Annotated in this window: 19 protein-coding genes; 4 read left to right on the top strand and 15 right to left on the bottom strand. The window is 54.4% G+C overall.

Going from position 1 to position 19,408, the window contains the following annotated elements:
• The first annotated feature begins 183 nt into the window (after positions 1 to 183).
• Both ackA and pta read left to right on the top strand, forming a co-directional pair.
• Complete coding sequence (gene ackA, locus HEP82_RS07450; protein ID WP_192457503.1) at positions 184 to 1,386, top strand: acetate kinase; 1,203 nt, start codon at positions 184 to 186, stop codon at positions 1,384 to 1,386.
• Between the two features lie 74 nt (positions 1,387 to 1,460).
• Entirely contained in the window at positions 1,461 to 3,602 is a 2,142-nt protein-coding gene (pta, locus tag HEP82_RS07445; RefSeq protein ID WP_192457502.1) for a phosphate acetyltransferase, read from the top strand.
• 68 nt (positions 3,603 to 3,670) lie between these two features.
• On the opposite strand, the gene yfcD is transcribed toward pta, so the two are convergent.
• Positions 3,671 to 4,276, bottom strand: coding sequence for an NUDIX hydrolase YfcD (gene yfcD / locus HEP82_RS07440; RefSeq protein WP_192457501.1), 606 nt, complete (start codon positions 4,274 to 4,276; stop codon positions 3,671 to 3,673).
• A 77-nt stretch (positions 4,277 to 4,353) separates the two neighbouring features.
• Positions 4,354 to 4,905: a phosphodiesterase gene (yfcE, locus tag HEP82_RS07435; RefSeq protein ID WP_192457500.1), complete on the bottom strand. Its 552-nt coding sequence runs from the start codon at positions 4,903 to 4,905 to the stop codon at positions 4,354 to 4,356.
• Between the two features lie 215 nt (positions 4,906 to 5,120).
• Between yfcE and yfcG the strand changes: the two genes are divergently transcribed.
• Positions 5,121 to 5,750, top strand: a complete 630-nt coding sequence (yfcG, locus tag HEP82_RS07430; RefSeq protein ID WP_192457499.1) for a GSH-dependent disulfide bond oxidoreductase — start codon at positions 5,121 to 5,123, stop codon at positions 5,748 to 5,750.
• A 286-nt stretch (positions 5,751 to 6,036) separates the two neighbouring features.
• Positions 6,037 to 6,942, top strand: coding sequence for a TIGR01777 family oxidoreductase (locus tag HEP82_RS07425; RefSeq protein ID WP_192457498.1), 906 nt, complete (start codon positions 6,037 to 6,039; stop codon positions 6,940 to 6,942).
• A gap of 69 nt (positions 6,943 to 7,011) precedes the next feature.
• Here the strand turns inward: HEP82_RS07425 and hisP are convergent, their stop codons facing one another.
• From hisP to HEP82_RS07360, 13 genes are all read right to left on the bottom strand, one after another.
• Positions 7,012 to 7,785 carry a histidine ABC transporter ATP-binding protein HisP gene (gene hisP, locus HEP82_RS07420; RefSeq protein ID WP_192457497.1) on the bottom strand — a complete coding sequence of 258 codons (774 nt, stop codon included), beginning with the start codon at positions 7,783 to 7,785 and terminating at the stop codon, positions 7,012 to 7,014.
• 15 nt (positions 7,786 to 7,800) lie between these two features.
• Positions 7,801 to 8,517, bottom strand: coding sequence for an ABC transporter permease (locus HEP82_RS07415; RefSeq protein ID WP_015854249.1), 717 nt, complete (start codon positions 8,515 to 8,517; stop codon positions 7,801 to 7,803).
• Positions 8,510 to 9,199, bottom strand: a complete 690-nt coding sequence (locus tag HEP82_RS07410) for a histidine ABC transporter permease HisQ (protein WP_015854250.1) — start codon at positions 9,197 to 9,199, stop codon at positions 8,510 to 8,512. Before HEP82_RS07410 ends, HEP82_RS07415 begins: the two co-directional genes overlap by 8 nt.
• Positions 9,200 to 9,267: 68 nt before the next feature.
• Positions 9,268 to 10,047: a lysine/arginine/ornithine ABC transporter substrate-binding protein gene (locus HEP82_RS07405; RefSeq protein WP_192457496.1), complete on the bottom strand. Its 780-nt coding sequence runs from the start codon at positions 10,045 to 10,047 to the stop codon at positions 9,268 to 9,270.
• Between the two features lie 361 nt (positions 10,048 to 10,408).
• Positions 10,409 to 10,987, bottom strand: a complete 579-nt coding sequence (locus HEP82_RS07400) for a UbiX family flavin prenyltransferase (protein ID WP_192457495.1) — start codon at positions 10,985 to 10,987, stop codon at positions 10,409 to 10,411.
• 144 nt (positions 10,988 to 11,131) lie between these two features.
• Positions 11,132 to 12,649, bottom strand: coding sequence for an amidophosphoribosyltransferase (purF, locus tag HEP82_RS07395; protein WP_192457494.1), 1,518 nt, complete (start codon positions 12,647 to 12,649; stop codon positions 11,132 to 11,134).
• Positions 12,650 to 12,679: 30 nt separating this feature from the next.
• A complete protein-coding gene (gene cvpA, locus HEP82_RS07390; RefSeq protein ID WP_192457493.1) occupies positions 12,680 to 13,171 on the bottom strand; it encodes a colicin V production protein in 492 nt (163 codons plus the stop codon).
• Positions 13,172 to 13,489: 318 nt separating this feature from the next.
• Positions 13,490 to 14,317, bottom strand: coding sequence for a cell division protein DedD (dedD, locus tag HEP82_RS07385; RefSeq protein WP_192457492.1), 828 nt, complete (start codon positions 14,315 to 14,317; stop codon positions 13,490 to 13,492).
• Positions 14,307 to 15,575: a bifunctional tetrahydrofolate synthase/dihydrofolate synthase gene (gene folC, locus HEP82_RS07380; RefSeq protein ID WP_192457491.1), complete on the bottom strand. Its 1,269-nt coding sequence runs from the start codon at positions 15,573 to 15,575 to the stop codon at positions 14,307 to 14,309. Before folC ends, dedD begins: the two co-directional genes overlap by 11 nt.
• Before the next feature lie 74 nt (positions 15,576 to 15,649).
• On the bottom strand, positions 15,650 to 16,555 hold the full coding sequence (gene accD, locus HEP82_RS07375) for an acetyl-CoA carboxylase, carboxyltransferase subunit beta (protein WP_015854257.1): 906 nt from the start codon (positions 16,553 to 16,555) through the stop codon (positions 15,650 to 15,652).
• 270 nt (positions 16,556 to 16,825) lie between these two features.
• Positions 16,826 to 17,524 (bottom strand): DedA family protein, encoded by a 699-nt coding sequence (locus HEP82_RS07370; RefSeq protein WP_225622368.1) that lies wholly within the window; start codon positions 17,522 to 17,524, stop codon positions 16,826 to 16,828.
• A gap of 29 nt (positions 17,525 to 17,553) precedes the next feature.
• Positions 17,554 to 18,381, bottom strand: coding sequence for a tRNA pseudouridine(38-40) synthase TruA (truA, locus tag HEP82_RS07365; RefSeq protein WP_192457490.1), 828 nt, complete (start codon positions 18,379 to 18,381; stop codon positions 17,554 to 17,556).
• Positions 18,381 to 19,391 (bottom strand): aspartate-semialdehyde dehydrogenase, encoded by a 1,011-nt coding sequence (locus HEP82_RS07360; RefSeq protein ID WP_192457489.1) that lies wholly within the window; start codon positions 19,389 to 19,391, stop codon positions 18,381 to 18,383. Before HEP82_RS07360 ends, truA begins: the two co-directional genes overlap by 1 nt.
• Positions 19,392 to 19,408 lie beyond the last annotated feature (17 nt).

Here is a 19,408-nt window from a genome sequence, read left to right as displayed (position 1 = left end):
TGCCGATGCCATTCTGCCTCGCGCGTTCCTACGCCATAAAGCATCCTGCACATCGGCAATTTTCGCTGTCATGCCCGGTAAATCGCCAGGCCATGATGTTAATCATAAATGTCGTTGGTTTTCTGCGCTACGCTGAACACCGTATGACATTTTTTTAACCATGTATAACAAGTAGGTACTTCCATGTCGAGTAAGTTAGTACTGGTTCTTAACTGTGGTAGTTCATCCCTGAAGTTCGCCATTCTGGATGCCGTAAGCGGTGATGAATACCTGTCTGGCCTGGCTGAATGTTTCCACCTGCCTGAAGCACGTATCAAATGGAAAATGGATGGCGCCAAACAGGAAGCCGCACTGGGTTCCGGTGCCGCCCACAGCGAAGCACTGAGTTTCATTGTCAACACCATCCTGAGCCAAAAACCCGAGTTGTCCGCGCAACTGGTAGCCATCGGTCATCGTATTGTTCACGGCGGTGAAAAATTCACACAGTCCGCGGTGATCAACGACGAAGTGCTGCAGGGTATCAAAGATGCTATCCCGTTCGCTCCGCTGCACAACCCGGCTCATCTGATCGGTATTGAAGAAGCGCTAAAAGAATTCCCGCAGCTTGTATCCAAGAACGTAGCCGTTTTCGACACTGCGTTCCATCAGACCATGCCGGAAGAAGCCTACCTGTACGCTCTGCCATACAAACTGTACAAAGAACAGCATATCCGTCGCTATGGCGCCCACGGCACCAGCCACTATTATGTTTCCCGCGAAGCGGCGAAACTGCTGAACAAACCGGTTGATGAGCTGAACGTCATTACCTGCCATCTGGGTAATGGTGGTTCTGTTTCCGCCATTCGCAACGGTAAATGCGTCGATACCTCGATGGGGCTGACCCCGCTGGAAGGCCTGGTGATGGGTACCCGCAGCGGTGACATCGATCCGGCGGTTGTTTTCCACCTGCACGATTCCATGGGCATGAGCGTAGCGGACATCAACAAGTTGCTGACCAAAGAGTCCGGCCTGTTGGGTCTGACCGAAGTCACCAGCGATTGCCGTTACGTTGAAGACAACTACGAAACGAAAGAAGACGCCAAACGCGCCATGAACGTGTACTGCCACCGTCTGGCCAAATACATCGGCGCCTACAGCGCCCTGATGGAAGGCCGTCTGGACGCCGTCATCTTCACCGGTGGTATTGGTGAAAACGCCGCCATGGTACGCGAATTGACGCTGAAACAGCTGGGCCTGCTGGGTCTGGATGTCGACCACGAACGCAACCTGGCTGCCCGCTTCGGCAAAGGCGGCAACATCGCTAAAGATGGCTGCCGTCCGGCACTGGTGATCCCCACCAATGAAGAATTGGTCATCGCGCAAGACGCACTCCGTCTGACCGCCTGATAACTTCCCCACTCCGTCAGCTCCGGCTGACGGAGTTGTTTTGAGCAACGAGCAACCGCAAACGAGGTTAAGCCGTGTCCCGTACAATCATGTTGATTCCCACTGGCACCAGTGTGGGACTGACCAGCGTCAGCCTGGGTGTCATTCGTTCCATGGAACAAAAAGGTGTACGCCTGAGCGTATTCAAACCGGTCGCCCAACCGCGTGCCGGCGAAAACGCGCTGGATCAGACCACTACCATCATCCGTGCAAACTCGGCAATCAATGTCGTAGAGCCGCTGCAGGTGAGCTATGTGGAATCCATGCTGAGCAGCAACCAGCAGGACGTTCTGCTGGAAGAAATCATCGCCCGTTACCACGAAAATACTAAAGATGCTGATGTCGTCCTGGTAGAAGGTCTGGTTCCGACCCGCAAACACCAGTTCGCCAATGCGCTGAACTATGAAATCGCCAAAACGCTGAATGCGGAAATCGTATTCGTTATGGCGCTGGGCAATGACTCGCCGGATCAGTTAAAAGAACGTATCGAACTGGCCCGTTCCAGCTTCGGCGGCGCCAGCAATAAAAATATTACCGGCGTTATCATCAACAAACTGAATGCTCCGGTGGATGAACAGGGTCGCACTCGTCCCGACCTGTCGGAAATTTTCGACGATTCCTCCAAGGCCAGCGTGAAAACCGTCGATCCGAAGCACCTCTTCGCCAATACGCCGCTGCCGGTACTGGGCTGTATTCCCTGGAGCTTCGATCTGATCGCCACACGCGCGATCGATATGGCCAAACACCTTAATGCCAAGATAATCAATACCGGTGACATCGAAACCCGCCGGGTGAAATCCGTCACTTTCTGTGCCCGCAGCATTCCTCACATGCTGGAGCATTTCCGTCCGGGTTCGCTGCTGGTGACTTCCGCTGACCGTCCCGACGTACTGGTCGCCGCCTGTCTGGCCGCCATGAACGGCGTCGAGATTGGCGCACTGCTGCTGACCGGCGGCTATACCATGGAAGCCAGCATCGCCAAACTGTGCGAACGCGCCTTCCAAACCGGTTTGCCGGTATTCATGGTGGAAACCAACACCTGGCAGACCTCCCTGAGCCTGCAGAGTTTCAATCTGGAACTGCCTGCCGATGACCGCGAGCGCGTGGAAAAAGTTCAGGAATACGTTGCACGCCATATTGATTCCCAGTGGATCGACTCGCTGAGCGCCGCGTCCGAAGGCTCTCGTCGTCTGTCTCCGCCAGCCTTCCGTTATCAGCTGACCGAGCTGGCCCGTAAGGCCGGTAAACGTATCGTGCTGCCGGAAGGCGACGAGCCGCGTACCGTCAAGGCGGCTGCTATCTGTGCCGAACGCGGTATCGCACAGTGCGTGCTGCTGGGTAATCCGGAAGAAATCCGGCGTGTGGCGGCGGTTCAGGGCGTAGAGCTGGGTAAAGGCATTGAAATTGTCGATCCGGCTGTGGTTCGCGAACGTTACGTACCACGCCTGGTCGAACTGCGCAAAAGCAAAGGCATGACCGAAGTGGTTGCGCGCGAACAGCTGGAAGACAACGTGGTACTCGGCACCCTGATGCTGGAACAGAACGAAGTTGACGGTCTGGTTTCCGGCGCGGTTCACACCACTGCCAATACCATCCGTCCGCCGTTGCAGTTGATCAAAACCGCACCGGGCAGCTCGCTGGTCTCCTCCGTGTTCTTCATGCTGCTGCCGGAACAGGTTCTGGTCTATGGCGACTGCGCCATCAACCCGGATCCGACCGCCGAACAGCTGGCTGAAATCGCTATCCAGTCTGCTGATTCCGCCACGGCATTCGGCGTTGAGCCGCGCGTCGCCATGATCTCCTACTCTACCGGTAACTCCGGTACCGGTAGCGACGTGGACAAAGTGCGCGAAGCCACCCGCATCGCCAAGGAAAAACGTCCGGATCTGGTTATCGATGGCCCGTTGCAGTACGACGCCGCCATCATGGCCGACGTTGCCAAGTCTAAGGCGCCGAACTCGCCGGTTGCCGGTCAGGCTACCGTATTCGTGTTCCCGGATCTGAACACCGGCAACACCACATACAAAGCGGTGCAACGTTCCGCCAACCTGATCTCCATCGGGCCGATGCTGCAAGGTATGCGTAAACCGGTCAATGACCTGTCCCGCGGCGCACTGGTGGACGATATCGTTTACACCGTAGCGCTGACCGCTATTCAGTCGACTCAAATCGCCTAATAAGTCGGTTTAAACAGAACAAACGCCAGCATAAGCTGGCGTTTTTTATGGTGCCGACAATCTGTATTTTAGTTCTCGTCCACCGCGTCGTGGCTCTCCGGACGCGCCGATTTTTCGGGCTGGCTCCGTGATGATCGCGTCAATTGCATTTCCGCCGCGTTGTTATTATTGCGGCTCAACCATAGCGCCAGCGCCTTGAGCGAGTCCGGCGTAAATTCATCACAGCGGGCAGTAATCTCTTCCGGCGTTAACCAACTGACTTCCACGATCTCTTCCGCTTGCAGGGCGAACGGCCCATGAGTCACACAGCTGAACAACGCTCCCCACACCCGGCAGTCGTCGCTTTCGTAATAAAACACCCCATGCTCGGCGAGCGGGACACCGGCAATCCCAAGTTCTTCCTCCGCTTCACGTCGGGCCGACTCTAGCCAGGCTTCACCCGCCTGCACCACGCCGCCCGCCGTCGCATCCAGCCAGCCGGGGTAGAAATCTTTGGTCTCGGTTCGCCGCTGAACCAAAATTTTCCCCATGCCGTCATGCACAACAATGTAGGTGGCACGATGTCGCAGACACTGAGCACGCATCTGCTGACGGCTTGATTGAGCAATGACCTCGTTGTTTTCATCAACGATATCGACCCATTCCGTGCCTGCCGCCTGAGTTTGTTCTACCATCCTCGGAAACCCTTTGGTTGTGGCGCGTTCACGCGCATCGTTATTTGAATAAGAGACAGTGAGAGAGTCACGCTAACTTAGTGTGTAACCGAAACCTGCGCAATAGGCGCGCCGCCTGACAACGGCAGCACCTGCAGTACGCCATCCTCCAGCACGCCATAGCTGGCCGGGAAACCGCCCTTGGGCAGGCTGGCCGACCCAGGATTAAAACAGAAGATGTCATCACATCGCTCCGCCACAGGGATATGGGTATGCCCATACACCAACACATCGCCTGCATTCAACACAGGACGTTGTTGCGGATGAAACAGATGCCCATGAGTCAAAAATAACCGGCAATCCGGCAGCAATATCTGTTGCCACGGCGCTGTCACCGGGAAATTCAGCAGCATCTGATCCACTTCACTGTCGCAATTACCCCGCACCGCGATAATCCGGGACGCATAATCATTTAGCCGGGTTGCCACATCAGCGGGCTGATAACGCTCCGGCAACGGATTGCGCGGGCCGTGATTGAGAAAATCCCCCAGCAGCACCAACCATTGCGCGCCTTTCTGCTCAAAACGTTCCAGTACCTGCTCCGTCGCGGATAGCGACCCATGCAGATCGGAAGCAAACACCAGTTTCATGATCGTATTCCTGACATATTTAAGATCTTCACTATGCCCCATGGTATCAAAAATTTTTACCGCGGCTGCGTGCAATACTTGCCAAATACGCATCATTCAGCCATGTCTATTGATAGATGCAACGGTTATTTATATCCGGGTTACAACAATGTTAATTTACTGGCGCCCGCTGCGTTCAACGGTAGCTGGAATCTAATAATGTGGAGAGAATACTCATGATCGAACTGTATTACGCCCCAACGCCCAATGGTCATAAAATCACGCTGTTTCTGGAAGAAACCCAGTTGCCTTACCAGTTGCACCCGGTGAATATCGGTACAGGCGAACAATTCAAACCCGAATTTCTGGCGATCTCCCCCAACAATAAAATTCCGGCGATTGTCGATACTCAACCCGCTGACGCCGGAGCCCCCATCAGTCTGTTTGAGTCGGGCGCTATCTTGCTCTATCTGGCGGAAAAAACCGGTCAACTGTTAAGCGCCGACGTGCGGGAACGTACAGCAATCCTACAGTGGCTTTTCTGGCAGGTTGCGGGGTTCGGCCCGATGCTAGGCCAGAACCATCATTTCAGCCACTATGCGCCCCAGCCCGTTCCTTATGCCATCGAACGCTACCAGAAGGAAACCCAACGCTTGTACGGCGTGCTCGACAAGCAGTTGCAGACGCATACCTGGCTGGCCGGTAACAGTTACAGTATTGCCGACATCGCAACTTATCCATGGGTTGTTTCCCACGAACGTCAGAGCATTGACCTGAACGAATTCCCGGCAGTGCAAACGTGGTTCGAACGTATTCGCGAACGTCCGGCCACTCAACGCGCCTACCAACTGGCAAGCCGCGCCTGACTGAGCGTTGCCACCTCATCATCCGTATAACAAGGTGCCCCAGGGCGCCTTGTTACTTTATTACCCATGGTTTTTTCTGCGTTCATCGCCGTCGCCAATCGATAAAAAAAACATCATCATGAATGCGTTATCGTCAACATGTGATCTATTCCCCGGCAGCGGCTTTCGGCCATAACCACAATGATGAAAAAACCGGTATGCTGGCTGTATCCCCATCCATCGTTCCGCCTGCGAGTCTGTCGTTCCAGGCAATCGGGCATAACCTGAGACAAAAGCGAGGTCAGATATGCAGTTACTGATCACCGGCGGTACCGGCCTTATCGGGCGCCCACTGGTCCAGCGTCTATTATCACTTTCGCATCAGATTACGGTTGTCACCCGGGATCCAGAGCAGGCGCGCCAGATACTGGGAACTCAGGTGAATTACTGGCACAACTTGAATGACAAAACGTCTCTGGATGGATTTGACGGCGTGATTAACCTGGCGGGCGAGCCCATCGCCAGCAAACGCTGGAGTGCGGCCCAGAAAGAAAGACTCTGCCAAAGTCGTTGGGAAATCACCCAACGATTAACCCAGCTCATCCAGAACAGCCAGACGCCGCCGTCTGTCTTTCTGTCCGGTTCCGCCGTAGGGTATTACGGCGATCAGGGCCAGGGAGTAGTCACCGAAGACGAGCCTGCGCACGATGATTTCACCCATACCTTGTGCGCGCGTTGGGAAGCACTGGCGCTGGATGCCGAAAGCGACAAAACCCGTGTCTGTCTGCTGCGCACCGGTATCGTACTCTCCCGCGAGGGAGGCGCATTAGCAAAAATGCTGCCGCTGTTCCGGGTCGGACTAGGCGGCCCGATCGGTTCCGGCAAACAGTACCTGCCCTGGATCCACATCGACGATATGATCAATGCCATCCTCTACCTGCTGGATAATCCGATACTGGGCGGCCCTTTCAACATGGTTTCGCCCTACCCGGTGCGTAATGAGAAATTTTCGGCCATGCTGGCGCATGTACTGGATCGCCCCGCCTTCCTGCGGACACCAGGCTGGGCGCTGAAACTGGCGCTGGGCGAAGCGGCGACTCTTCTGCTCGGCGGACAAAGAGCAATACCGCAGCGGTTGGAAAAAGCCGGTTTCGGATTCCGTTTTTTTGAATTGGAAGAAGCGCTGGCGGATTTACTCAATCCTCCCCGCTAAGCCGGAAATCACCTGTACCAAAACGCCAAGGCACCTTGTCTGGGTGCCTTGGTCTTCATACCGGAGTGATTACTTCAACGCACCGGACAAAAATTGCTGCAAACGTGGGCTTTTCGGGTTGCCGAATACCTCTTCCGGTGGGCCTTCTTCCTCCACCAGCCCTTGGTGCAGGAAAATGACATGGCTGGAAACATGGCGGGCAAACTCCATTTCATGCGTCACCACCACCATGGTTTTCCCTTCTTCCGCCAGCTGCTGCATGATGCGCAACACCTCGCCGACCAGTTCCGGATCCAGCGCCGACGTCGGTTCATCAAACAACAACACATCCGGTTCCATCGCCAATGCGCGAGCGATAGAGACACGTTGCTGTTGGCCTCCGGACAGATCGGCAGGATATTTATCCTGTGATGCGCCGGTAATACCGACTTTGTTCAAATAAAATACTGCGCGTTCGTGGGCTTCAGCCTTGCTAAGCCCCAGTACCTGTACCGGTGCTTCCATCACGTTTTCCAACGCAGTCATGAAGCTCCACAGGTTGAAATGCTGAAACACCATGGTCAAGCGAGTGCGCAGCAGCTGGAGCTGCTTTTTATCAAACACCTTAAGCTGACCGTCTTTATCCCGCACCATATGGATCTCCTTACCATTCACATGAATGGCACCCTCGCAAGGTTTTTCAAGGAAATTGATACAGCGCAACAGCGTACTTTTACCCGAACCTGATGAACCAATAATTGAAATGACGTCCCCGGCTTTAGCCTGTAATGAAATGCCTTTTAGCACTTCATGCTGACCATAACGTTTACGTAATTCCGTCACCATCAGCTGATTATTCTGCATGCGTTGTTCCTGCATTTAATGGGATGAACGAGTGTGAAGATGTCGTAACCAGCGACGCTCCGCTTTTCTGAACAGGCTCACCAGTACAAAAGAGATCGCCAGATACATCACGGCGGCAATACCGAAGGCGTGAAACGGCTTGTAGGTCGCCGCATTGATATCGCGGGTAATTTTCAAAATATCCGGGACGGTCACGGTGAAAGCCAGCGCGGTAGAATGCAGCATCAGAATCACTTCATTGCTGTAGGCAGGCAGCGCGATACGCAAGGCACCAGGCAAAATAATGCTGCGATACTGTTTGAACCGGGAAAAACCGTATGCCCTGGCGGCTTCAATTTCACCATAAGGCACGGAACGAATGGCACCGGCGAAAATCTCGGTGGTATAGGCGCACGTATTGAGCGCCAGCGCCAAAATGGCGCAGTTCAACCCACTGCGGAAAAAAGCGTTCAGTAAATCGGTACCGCGCACAAATTCCAGGCTATAGACGCCGGAGTAAAACACCAGCAATTGGACATACAACGGTGTACCGCGAAACACATAAGTGAACGCCCACACCGGCAGGCTGAAGCGCCGACGCGGTGATACGCGAGCCACAGCCAGGGGAACCGCCAGTAATCCGCCGACGACAACGGAACTGATCAGCAACCACAGCGTCATCGCCAGCCCGGTAAGGCGATAGCCGTCACTCCACAGCAAAGCCTGCCAGTATTGTTGTAAGATCTCACTCATAGTTAACCTTCCGGACCCCTGCGGAGTAGCGTTTTTCCAGCCACCACAGCACCCCGTTGGACAGGGTGGTAAAAATCAGATACAGCGCCCCCGCCACAATGGCGAAAAAGAAGGGATGGTGCGCGCCTTTCCCCGCCAGTTGAGTCGCTTTGATGACATCGCTCAACCCTAGCAGCGAAACCAGTGCCGTCGCCTTTAGGATCACCTGCCAGTTATTGCCAATCCCGGGGAGTGCAAAACGCATCATGGAAGGAAACATAATCCGACGAAATACTTTCATCGGCGAAAAACCGAACGCGACCGCCGCTTCAATCTGCCCGCGAGGCACAGCCAGATAAGCGCCACGGAAGGTTTCGGTAAAATAGGCGCCGTAGATAAATCCCAGCGTGATGATGCCGGCCACCAGAGGATCGATATCGATTTGCTCCATACCCAGCGTGTCGGTCAGGCTGTTGAGCACCATCTGCAGCCCGTAAAAAATCAGCAACATCAAAACCAGATCCGGTACACCACGAATCAGCGTGGTATATGCGGAAAAACACCCCGACAGCAGCCGACTGGAAGACAGCTTGGCTGCCGCGCCAACCAGACCAATGACCAGAGCCAGCACCAGCGAGCATATCGCCAGTTGCAACGTCATGCGCGCGCCATCCATGATCAGTTCGGAATAGCCATACAGCATTACATATATCCGTTCAGAAAATTCAGATACGCCCGTCCGCAACACGGACGGACGCTAGTCAGGCGGGTTTAGTCACCGTAGACGTTGAAGTCGAAATACTTCTTCGCCAGCTTGTCATAGGTGCCGTCTTTGCGTATGGACGCAAAGGCTTTATCCAGTGCAACTTTGAGCTCAGTCTCATTCTTGCGTAGCCCCATACCGGTACCGACGCCGAACAGTTTGTCGTCTTTTACCGCCGGGCCAGCAAACGCATAGGCTTTTCCTGCATCCTGTTTCAGGAAACCTTCACTCCCGGCGACTTCATCCTGGAATGCCGTATCAATACGACCTGCCGTCAAGTCGGCATAAATCAGATCCTGATTCTGATAGGCAACCACATCAATACCTTTCGGCTGCCAATACTGATTGGCATAAGCCTCCTGGGTAGACGCCTGCAAAACGCCAACACGTTTACCTTTTAGCGCATCAACGGAAGGTTGAATCGTCGAACCTTTCTTGGCGATCAACCGCGCATTGGCGGCGTACAGCTTGTCGGTGAATGCAATTTCCTGCTGACGTTTTTCCGTGATCGACAGGGAAGAGATGATGGCATCAATCTTTTTCGCTTTCAGAGAGGGGATCAGTGCATCGAAATCGCTTTCAACAAAAGTACAGTTAGCGGCAATGCGTTTACACAGTTCTTTTGCCAGATCAATATCGAAGCCGACCAGTTCACCGCTGGCATTTTTGGACTCGAAGGGCGCATAGGTAGGATCAGTACCGATTTTGATATTCTTGGGCACGTCGGCCAACGCGGTTCCTGCTGCGAACACCAAGGCTAGTGGCAAAAGTTTCAACATTTTTTTCATAGAGTTACCTTTATCAATCCTCATGAATGCCAGGGGCGATTCGTGACATCCGATTTGCTTTTGTTGTGGTTTGATGTTGTGTGTGACTGACCGAAATCCTGCACTTTCCGTGCCACAATACACAATTATAGCGTACCGGCAAATGAATACGGGCGATCTTTGCTAATCACTTAATACAATCAACTGATTAGCAAAAGAGGGAGGTTCCGGGAAAACAGCGCGGACAAACGTGACGCCATATTAATGCACAACAACAATGCAACGACATGCACCAAAAAAAAGCAACGCCACAAAATAATGCAATCCCTCAGAGGGGATGTTTTTACTTCATCGCCGTTAGACAATATTTTTGCCTTCCGCTTTAACCAGTTACCCCACCCTGCCAGCGAGTGAACAGATCTTCAGGAAGCGCGATATGCACCTGATCCAGGACGCGATTCACTGTCTGATCGACGATCTCCTGCACAGTTTGTGGGCGATGATAAAAAGCAGGAACCGGCGGCATGATGATAGCGCCCATTTCCGCTGCGGCATTCATCAGCCGTAAATGCCCAAGATGCAGCGGCGTCTCACGCACACAAAGCACCAACGGCCGGCGTTCTTTCAGCATCACATCCGCCGCGCGCGTCAGCAGACTATCCGTATAACTATGGACAATCCCCGACAACGTTTTGATGGAGCAAGGCAAAATCACCATGCTGTCCGTCTTGAAGGAACCGGAAGATATGTTGGCGGCGATATCCCGCTGGTCATGTACCACATCCGCCATTGCCTGTACGTCTCGCAAGCTGAAATCCGTCTCCAACGCCAGCGTTTGCCGGGCCGCCTGACTGATCACCAAGTGTGTTTCTACCGTCTCCAACGGTTGCAGCACCTGGAGCAACCGAACCCCGTAGATAGCTCCGCTGGCTCCTGAAATACCGACAATCAGTCGCTTCATTCACGTCTCCTGAACCCCCTACCGCCGGCAGGGAGCAAAAATGCACTGACTTGGTCGCGCATACACCCTGAGTTGACAATAACTACCATAGCAAAGGGGAGCGCACTGCGCTCCCCCTGGTATGAAACCAACACGTCGTCGGCATCACCCTTCGTTGTGCAGTTCCAAATCCTCGACTTCATTCTGGCTGCGCATTGCTTGCGCATCGTCATTGCGCAGCGCTTCCAAATAATCAAGATACCCCTGATCGACATCCTTGGTCACATACACGCCATTGAATACGGAACATTCAAACTGGGTAATATCCGGATTATCCTCGCGTACCGCTTCGATCAGGTCGTCAAGATCCTGGAAGATCAGTGCATCAGCACCAATGATCTGGCGAATTTCTTCGACTTCACGCCCATGGGCAATCAGTTCATTGGCACTCGGCATGTCGATGCCGTACACATTCGGGAAACGAATCTCCGGCGCGGCAGAGGCCAGATACACCTGCTTGGCACCCGCCTCTCGCGCCATCTCGACAATCTGTTGCGACGTGGTGCCGCGCACAATAGAGTCATCCACCAACAGTACGTTTTTGCCGCGGAATTCAGCACGGTTAGCATTCAATTTACGACGTACCGACTTAATCCGTGTCTGCTGTCCCGGCATGATAAAGGTGCGGCCGACATAACGGTTCTTCACGAACCCCTGACGGTACGGCTTATTGATAATACGGGCAATTTCCAGTGCGATATCGCAGGAGGTTTCCGGAATCGGGATCACCACGTCGATATCCAGATCTTCCCACTGACGCGCAATCTTTTCACCCAGCTTATGCCCCATGCGGACACGAGCGCTGTAAACCGAAATCTTATCGATGAACGAGTCCGGGCGAGCAAAATAGACATATTCGAACAGGCAAGGATGACTTTTGGGATTCTCCGCGCATTGACGAGTAAACAACTGCCCCTGCTCGGTAATATAGATAGCTTCGCCGGGTGCGACATCCCGCAAAAACTCAAACCCCAGCGTATCAAGCGCTACGCTTTCCGACGCCACCATGTATTCACTGCGCCCATCCGCCAAATTGCGTTTGCCGATCACCAACGGACGAATCCCATTCGGATCGCGGAAAGCGACCATACCGTGGCCAATAATCATACCCACACAGGCATAAGCGCCGCGGATCTGCTGATGCGTCGCAGCAACCGCAGAAAACACGTCCTCCGCCAGTAGCGGGTAGTGGTGGAAACGATCCAGCTCTTTGGCGAACACATTCAACAGAATTTCGGAATCCGATGTGGTGTTAACGTGACGACGACCTTCTTCAAACAGCTTTTTACGCAGTTCATGGGCGTTGGTCAGGTTGCCATTGTGAGCCAGAGTGATCCCAAACGGGGAATTAACATAGAAAGGCTGCGCCTCTGAGGCACTGGAACTGCCAGCGGTAGGGTAACGCACATGACCGATCCCCATATTGCCCTGCAAACGCTGCATGTGCCGAGCTTCAAAAACATCCTTCACCAAACCGTTTGCTTTACGCAGGCGAAAGCAGTTGGAAGCATTAATGGTGACGATGCCTGCGGCATCCTGCCCACGGTGCTGCAGCACCGTTAACGCGTCATAAATCGACTGGTTTACCGGCGTAAAACCGGCGATACCGACAATACCGCACATGTTGTCTTTTCCTCATCAGCGCCACCGCGGCTAGATATGCCGCGGCAAGAAACTCGACGTGCTTTGCAGATAGTTGAAGAACCATCTAATGATGTCACTGAATAGCGGGATCAGCTGGGATTGCTTCCAGTCAGCGCTCTGGGAAAATCCGGTAAAGGTGTCCAGAAAGAACAGCAGCGCGGAAACAATCAGCACGCCGCGCAACGCACCGAAGCAGATGCCCAGTACGCGGTCGGTGCCTGACAGCCCAGTACGTTCAACCAGTGAACCGAGCACATAATTGACGATAGCACCCACAATCAACGTCGCAATAAACAGAATGGCGATAGCGACACCGTTACGTATCAGTTCATCATCAAATCGCGTGAAATAAACCGCGAGATAGGCGTAGTAGTGGCTGGCGATAAAAAATGCGCATCCCCAAGTCACCAGCGACAGCGCTTCACGGATAAACCCCCGGATAAGACTGACCAGAGCCGAGAATCCGATAATACCGATAATGACGTAATCAACCCAAACCATGAACTATCCCAATAATGAACGATGAACATCGGTATACGCCGGTCATTCTGTTCGCGGCGCATTTTAACAGAAAAAGAAAACGTTTGCGTAGCGTATTTCCCGCCGATTTTTTCGATAGGCGAATAAATAAAAAAACGCCTGCCACGCCATATAGATAACAGGCAACCGTTTCCGTTGTCGCCATAACAGACGAATGCCCAGTATATATCCGTTGATGTCGCCGGGACGCACCGCCATTTCCGCCCCCTCAATCCCACCGGCCCAAACACAAAGGGTAAGGTCGCTATGCTCCCCTACCCTTCAATACAACACCGATGATCAGCGTGCGCTATAGGCTCTGACCTGACCACTCAAGCCGCTGATCTGCTGTAGTTCCCCAAGCGACGACTCCAATTTTTGCTTAGACGCATCCGGGCCGACATAAATACGGGTAATTTGCCCGGCCACCGGCATAGACGGTACCGTATACGCGCGATATCCCGACAAGCGCAGCTTAGCGACGACTTCGTTCACCTTATCCGCATTCTTCAACGCGCCCAACTGCACGACAAATGCCTGCCCGGCAGGCGCCTGCTCCTGAACTGGCATCGGTTTTTCCACCGCTCTGGCGGTCGTTTTATTGTCAGCCGGTTTTTCGACGCTCTTTGCTTCAAGCTGACGCGCTTCGGTTTTCACCTCAGGCGACTTCAGTTCAGGCTTATTGCGCGTTTCCACTTTCACCTCCGGCTTTGTCTTTGCCTCGGGCTTTACGGGCTGAGCCTTCATGGCGGGCGGAGCCAACTGTGTGACGGTCTGTCGCTCGGTCACGATCGGAGGAGACGCTGGCGGGGTTGAGCGTTGGACGGGCTGAGCCGTTACACGACTTGCCGGCGACTCAGTAGCGGGTTCAGCCTTATCCTCCTGCGAGCCATTTTTATCCTGCATCGCAGCCGCCGCGCCTTCCGGGGGTTGAGCCGATAACGACTGCGTAATCGGTGGGATCGACTCCGACTCCAGTGTATCCCCCGGTTTTGGCACCAGAGGAATAGCGGCGAAGGTATCCTCATAGTGCTTTTTCTTGCCATCCAGCAGACCGGGCAACACGATCACCCCCAGCGCCACCAGCACCACCGTACCTACCAGGCGATTCTGGAATTTACTCGCCATGCGTTACGCTCCCCTCCAACGCTTCCATCACATGCGCCACCGTATGGAAAGAACCGCAAACCACCACGATATCCTGCGGCCCGGCGTCCTGCATCGCCTGCCGCCAGGCGGATGCGACATCCGCATATTGCCCGCAGCCAGCCAAATGGCAAGCCAGTTGTTCTACGCCAGCGCCTCGTGAACCTTCCAGCGGCGCACAGTACCAGTCATCCGCCAACGGCTTCAGGTACGCCAGCGTACCCGGAATATCCTTGTCCGCCAGCATGCCGATCACGATGCGAACTCGTCCATAACGCGGCAATGCGTTGAGACGGGATGCCAGATAGCCTGCAGCATGGGGATTATGCGCAACATCCAGAATCAACAACGGTTTTTCGCGCACAATCTGAAAACGCCCCGGCAAAGTGGCGCTCCGCAATCCCAGACGGATAATGTCTTCGTCGATATCCAGCCCCGAAACCTGCAACGCCGCCAACGCAGTCGCTGCGTTAGGCAAGGGGACTGACGGCATGGGCAATCCCGCGATGTGTTTATCGCCGCACTGCCAGCGCCACGCATCCTTCTGCACGTCAAACGACCAGTCTGCACCACGCCGAAACAGCAACGCACCCTTATCGGCGGCCACGGCGGCTATCGAATCCGGCATATCCGGTTCGCCCACCACCGCGGGTTTGCCTGCACGAAAGATCCCCGCTTTTTCACGGCCGATGCTTTCGCGGGAATTCCCCAGCCAGTCGGTATGATCCAGAGCGATGCTGGTAACTACCGCTACATCCGCATCAACGATATTGGTCGCGTCAAGCCGCCCGCCCAGCCCAACCTCGAGGATAACCACATCCAGTCGGGCCTGTTTGAACAATTGCAACGCCGCCAATGTGCCAAATTCAAAATAGGTCAGCGAAATACCGTTACGACCGGCTTCGATATCGGCAAAGGCCTGGCAATGCAGTGATTCCGGCAGTTCCTGCCCCTGGATACGCACGCGCTCGGTATAACGCAACAGATGCGGCGAGCTATAAACGCCGACCCGCATGCCAGCCGCCATCAGAATAGCGGCCAACGTACAGCAGGTAGTTCCCTTCCCATTGGTGCCCGCAACGGTAAAAATCCTGGGGGCTGGCTGCAACAGTTGGAGATGCTCCGCAACCTGTTTGACCCGCTCCAGCCCCAGATCGATAGGTTGACCGTGCAAATGCTCAAGATAGTGAAGCCACGCGGCCAAAGGCGACGTGGCTTGAGGTATTTGAAGATTGTCCATGAGTCCCGTTCACTGACGACTTACGGTGCGTTGATATGGTGAGAATATCACGATGATATCCCCACCATAAGAGATCAGGCATCACTTTCAGAAGAAGCCGTGATACGTTCGGTGATAGGCTCCAGCGGCTCCGGTTGATTGGTCAGTTTGGCGAGGATAGACGCCAGCTTGAACCGCATTTCCGAGCGACGAACGATCATGTCGATCGCGCCTTTCTCCAGCAGAAACTCGCTGCGCTGGAAGCCTGCCGGTAATTTTTCACGCACGGTTTGTTCAATCACACGCGGGCCGGCAAAACCAATCAACGCCTTGGGTTCCGCGATATTCAAATCACCCAACATTGCCAGACTGGCGGATACGCCGCCCATCGTCGGGTCAGTCAGCACTGAAATATACGGCAGGCCGCGTTCGCGCAGTTTCGCCAGCGCCGCACTGGTTTTCGCCATTTGCATCAACGACATCAATGCTTCCTGCATACGGGCGCCGCCGCTGGCGGAAAAGCAGACCAGCGGGCAATTATCTTCCAGTGCCTGCTCGACCGCGCGCACAAAACGAGCACCAACCACGGAAGCCATGGAACCGCCCATAAATGCAAATTCGAAAGAGGCTGCGACAACAGGCATGTCGTATAACGTGCCTTTCATGACCACCAGCGCATCTTTTTCACTCGACTGCTTCTGGGCTGCGCTGATGCGATCTTTATACTTTTTGGAGTCTCTGAATTTCAGTACGTCTTTCGGCTCCAGCTCACTGCCCAACTCCACCATGCCGTCACTATCGAGAAACGCCTGCAGTCGCGCCCGCGCGGAAAGGCGCATGTGATGATCGCACTTCGGGCAGACTTCCAGATTGCGTTCCAGCTCGGCGCGGTAAAGCACCTGACCGCAGCTATCACATTTAGTCCAGACCCCTTCGGGAATGTTCGCCTTACGGGTTGGCGTGATATTACTTTTATTAAGAATTCGTTCAATCCAGCTCATTGATAACCTTTCTGCTTGAACCTGGCACTGGCCAGTACGCTGCTTTATGCGTTAACCATTCCCTGGCAACGCCGCCGATAAAGCGATGCCCACATCCCCGACCGGTCAGGGATACGACATTAGCATTTAGGCTGTTGTGTCGCCCACAGCCGTAAATGCTGCTCATTAAACCATAACGTTGCGGATGTGTGGATAAAAAACTGGTCAAACCGGGGTTCAGGCGTGAATCCTCCAGGATACTCCTGCGCGAATGACCTTCCGCATCCCACTTCAATCGCGGGAGATTCTCACCTTATTCTGCCGCGCCTGTGCGCGCTTATGACGCCAGATTTCAATGACACCCGGTAGGGTAGAGATGAAAATAATAGCAACAATCAATAACTTAAGATTACTTTGCACTACTGGCAAATCGCCAAAGAAATAGCCGGCATAGGTAAATAGCAGAACCCACAGCAACGCGCCTGCAATGTTATAAAGCGCGAAGTGGCGGTAACGCATATGCCCCATACCAGCAACAAACGGCGCAAATGTTCTCACAATCGGGACGAATCGCGCCAGAATTATCGTCTTTCCGCCATGGCGGTGATAGAACTGGTGGGTCTTGTCCAAATAACTGCGGCGGAAAATCTTCGAATCGGGATTACGGAACAGTTTTTCGCCAAACAAACGACCGATGGTGTAGTTCACCGCATCACCAAGCACCGCGGCAACCACCATCACAACCACCATAAAGTGGACATCCAACGCATTCGACGGCAACGCCGCCAGCGCACCGGCAACAAACAACAACGAATCGCCCGGCAGAAACGGCGTAACCACCAGCCCCGTTTCGCAAAACAGAATCAGAAACAATATGGCATATATCCACACACCATACTGCGCAACCAACTCCGCCAGATGCACATCAATATGCAGGATAAAATCGATAACAAACTGAATAAACTGCACTAACTCAACCACAATAGTCATCTCCCGTCAGTCCGGCTCCTGCCCCGTCGTCACACGCCATTGGACAAAAACAACGGCCCCAGCGGAGCCTCAGGTATGGCGAACTGCTCCGGATAATCCACCGCCACCAAGTAAAGGCCATCCGCTCTGGCGGTCGCCGCCGCCAACGTCCGGTCTTTAGCCGCCAACAGTTCGGCGATCCAACCTTCAGGCTGATTGCCGCACCCCACCTCCATTAAGCTGCCGACAATATTGCGCACCATATGGTGTACAAACGCATTGGCCTTGATGTCTACCACAATATAGGCACCGTGACACGTCACCTTTAAATGCTTTACGTTACGCCATGGCGTACGCGACTGGCATTGTACCGCCCGAAACGAGGTAAAGTCGTTTTCTCCTAACAGACATTGGCCGGCGCGCTCCATTCGCGCCGCATCCAGCGGCAGATGATAGTGCGTGACGCCGTGCGACAGTATTGCCGGGCGGTAGCGGTGGTTATAAATGACATAACGGTAACGACGCGCTGTCGCACTGAAGCGAGCATGAAACGCCTCATCAACCGTTGTCACCCAGCGTACCGCAATATCCGAAGGCAGATGGGCATTAACCCCCATGGTCCACGCCGCATCCTTGCGCACCGCACCGGTAGTGAAATGCACCACCTGACCGGTGGCATGCACGCCGGCGTCGGTTCTACCCGCGCAAAATACGCTAATGGGTTCATTGGCGACGTTGGACAATGCTTTTTCCAGGCATTCCTGAACACTTTCGACTTCAGCCTGCCTTTGCCAGCCATAATAACGGCTGCCGTCATATTCAATCCCAAGGGCGATTTTCAACGGCGCGCCGCCGGGGCTTTCCTGCTGCACCATCATTACCCCAGATACTCCGCGATCAGCTGTTCGGCGGTTTCAACCGCCATCAATGCCCCGCCGAAACGGATGTTGTCCGCAACCGACCAGAACTGCAGCAATTCAGGCATACCATAGTCATTACGCAGGCACCCAATGCTGAGTTGAACAGTGTCAGATGCATCCTCAACCGGTGTGGGATAGTCGTTATCGTCGCTCAGATTCACATCCTGAACCTGCTCCAACGTCTCTCGTGCTTCTTCAGCCGACAGCGGACGCAGCGCGTCCAGATGCACCACCTGAGCGTGGCCGTAAAATACCGGAGACTGTACGCAACTCACCGAAATCGGCAGGCCTTCATCCTGCAACACTTTACGCACCTGCTCCACCAGCCGGCGTTCTTCGCGCACACTGCCTTCGTCATCCGACAACAGCGGCAACAGGTTGAACGCCAGCTGTTTGGCAAACAGACCGGGTTCAACAGGAATACCATTGAGCAGGCGCGCGCTCTGCCCGGCCAAATCGTCCACCGCCGCCTTGCCGTGCGCGGAAACCGACAGCAGGCAAGTGACATGCAGGCGCGACAGCCCGGCCTGATCGGTCAAGGGCTTGATGGCGCGCAGCAACTGGCTGGTCAAACTATCCGCCACAGCCACGATATTACGATTGCGATAATCCGCCAGCGTATGGGAATTCACCCCCGGCACGACCAACGGGACATCAGGAGACAGCGCGAAACAGTCGCTACTGTCGATAACCAGACATCCCGCGTTACCCGCTTCTTCCGCATAGCGGGCGCTAGCCTCGGCGCCGGCTACAAAAAACGCGATCTCAGCCGTCGACCAGTCAAAATCCGCGGCATCCGTCACCTGCAACGAACGTCCATTAAAACGCAGACTCTCGCCTGCGCTGCGTTCGCTGGCCAGCGGATACAGCTCTCCCACGGGAAACCCGCGCTCCTGCAACAGTTCCAGCAACGCCGCGCCGACAGCGCCGGTCGCCCCGAGCAGCGCAACATTCCAACCATTGGACATGTGGTTTCTCCCCCACT

It is taken from the genome of Musicola keenii, from assembly GCF_014855505.1.
Classification (GTDB): Bacteria; Pseudomonadota; Gammaproteobacteria; order Enterobacterales; family Enterobacteriaceae; genus Musicola; species Musicola paradisiaca.
This window is presented reverse-complemented; position numbering and strand designations above follow the sequence as displayed.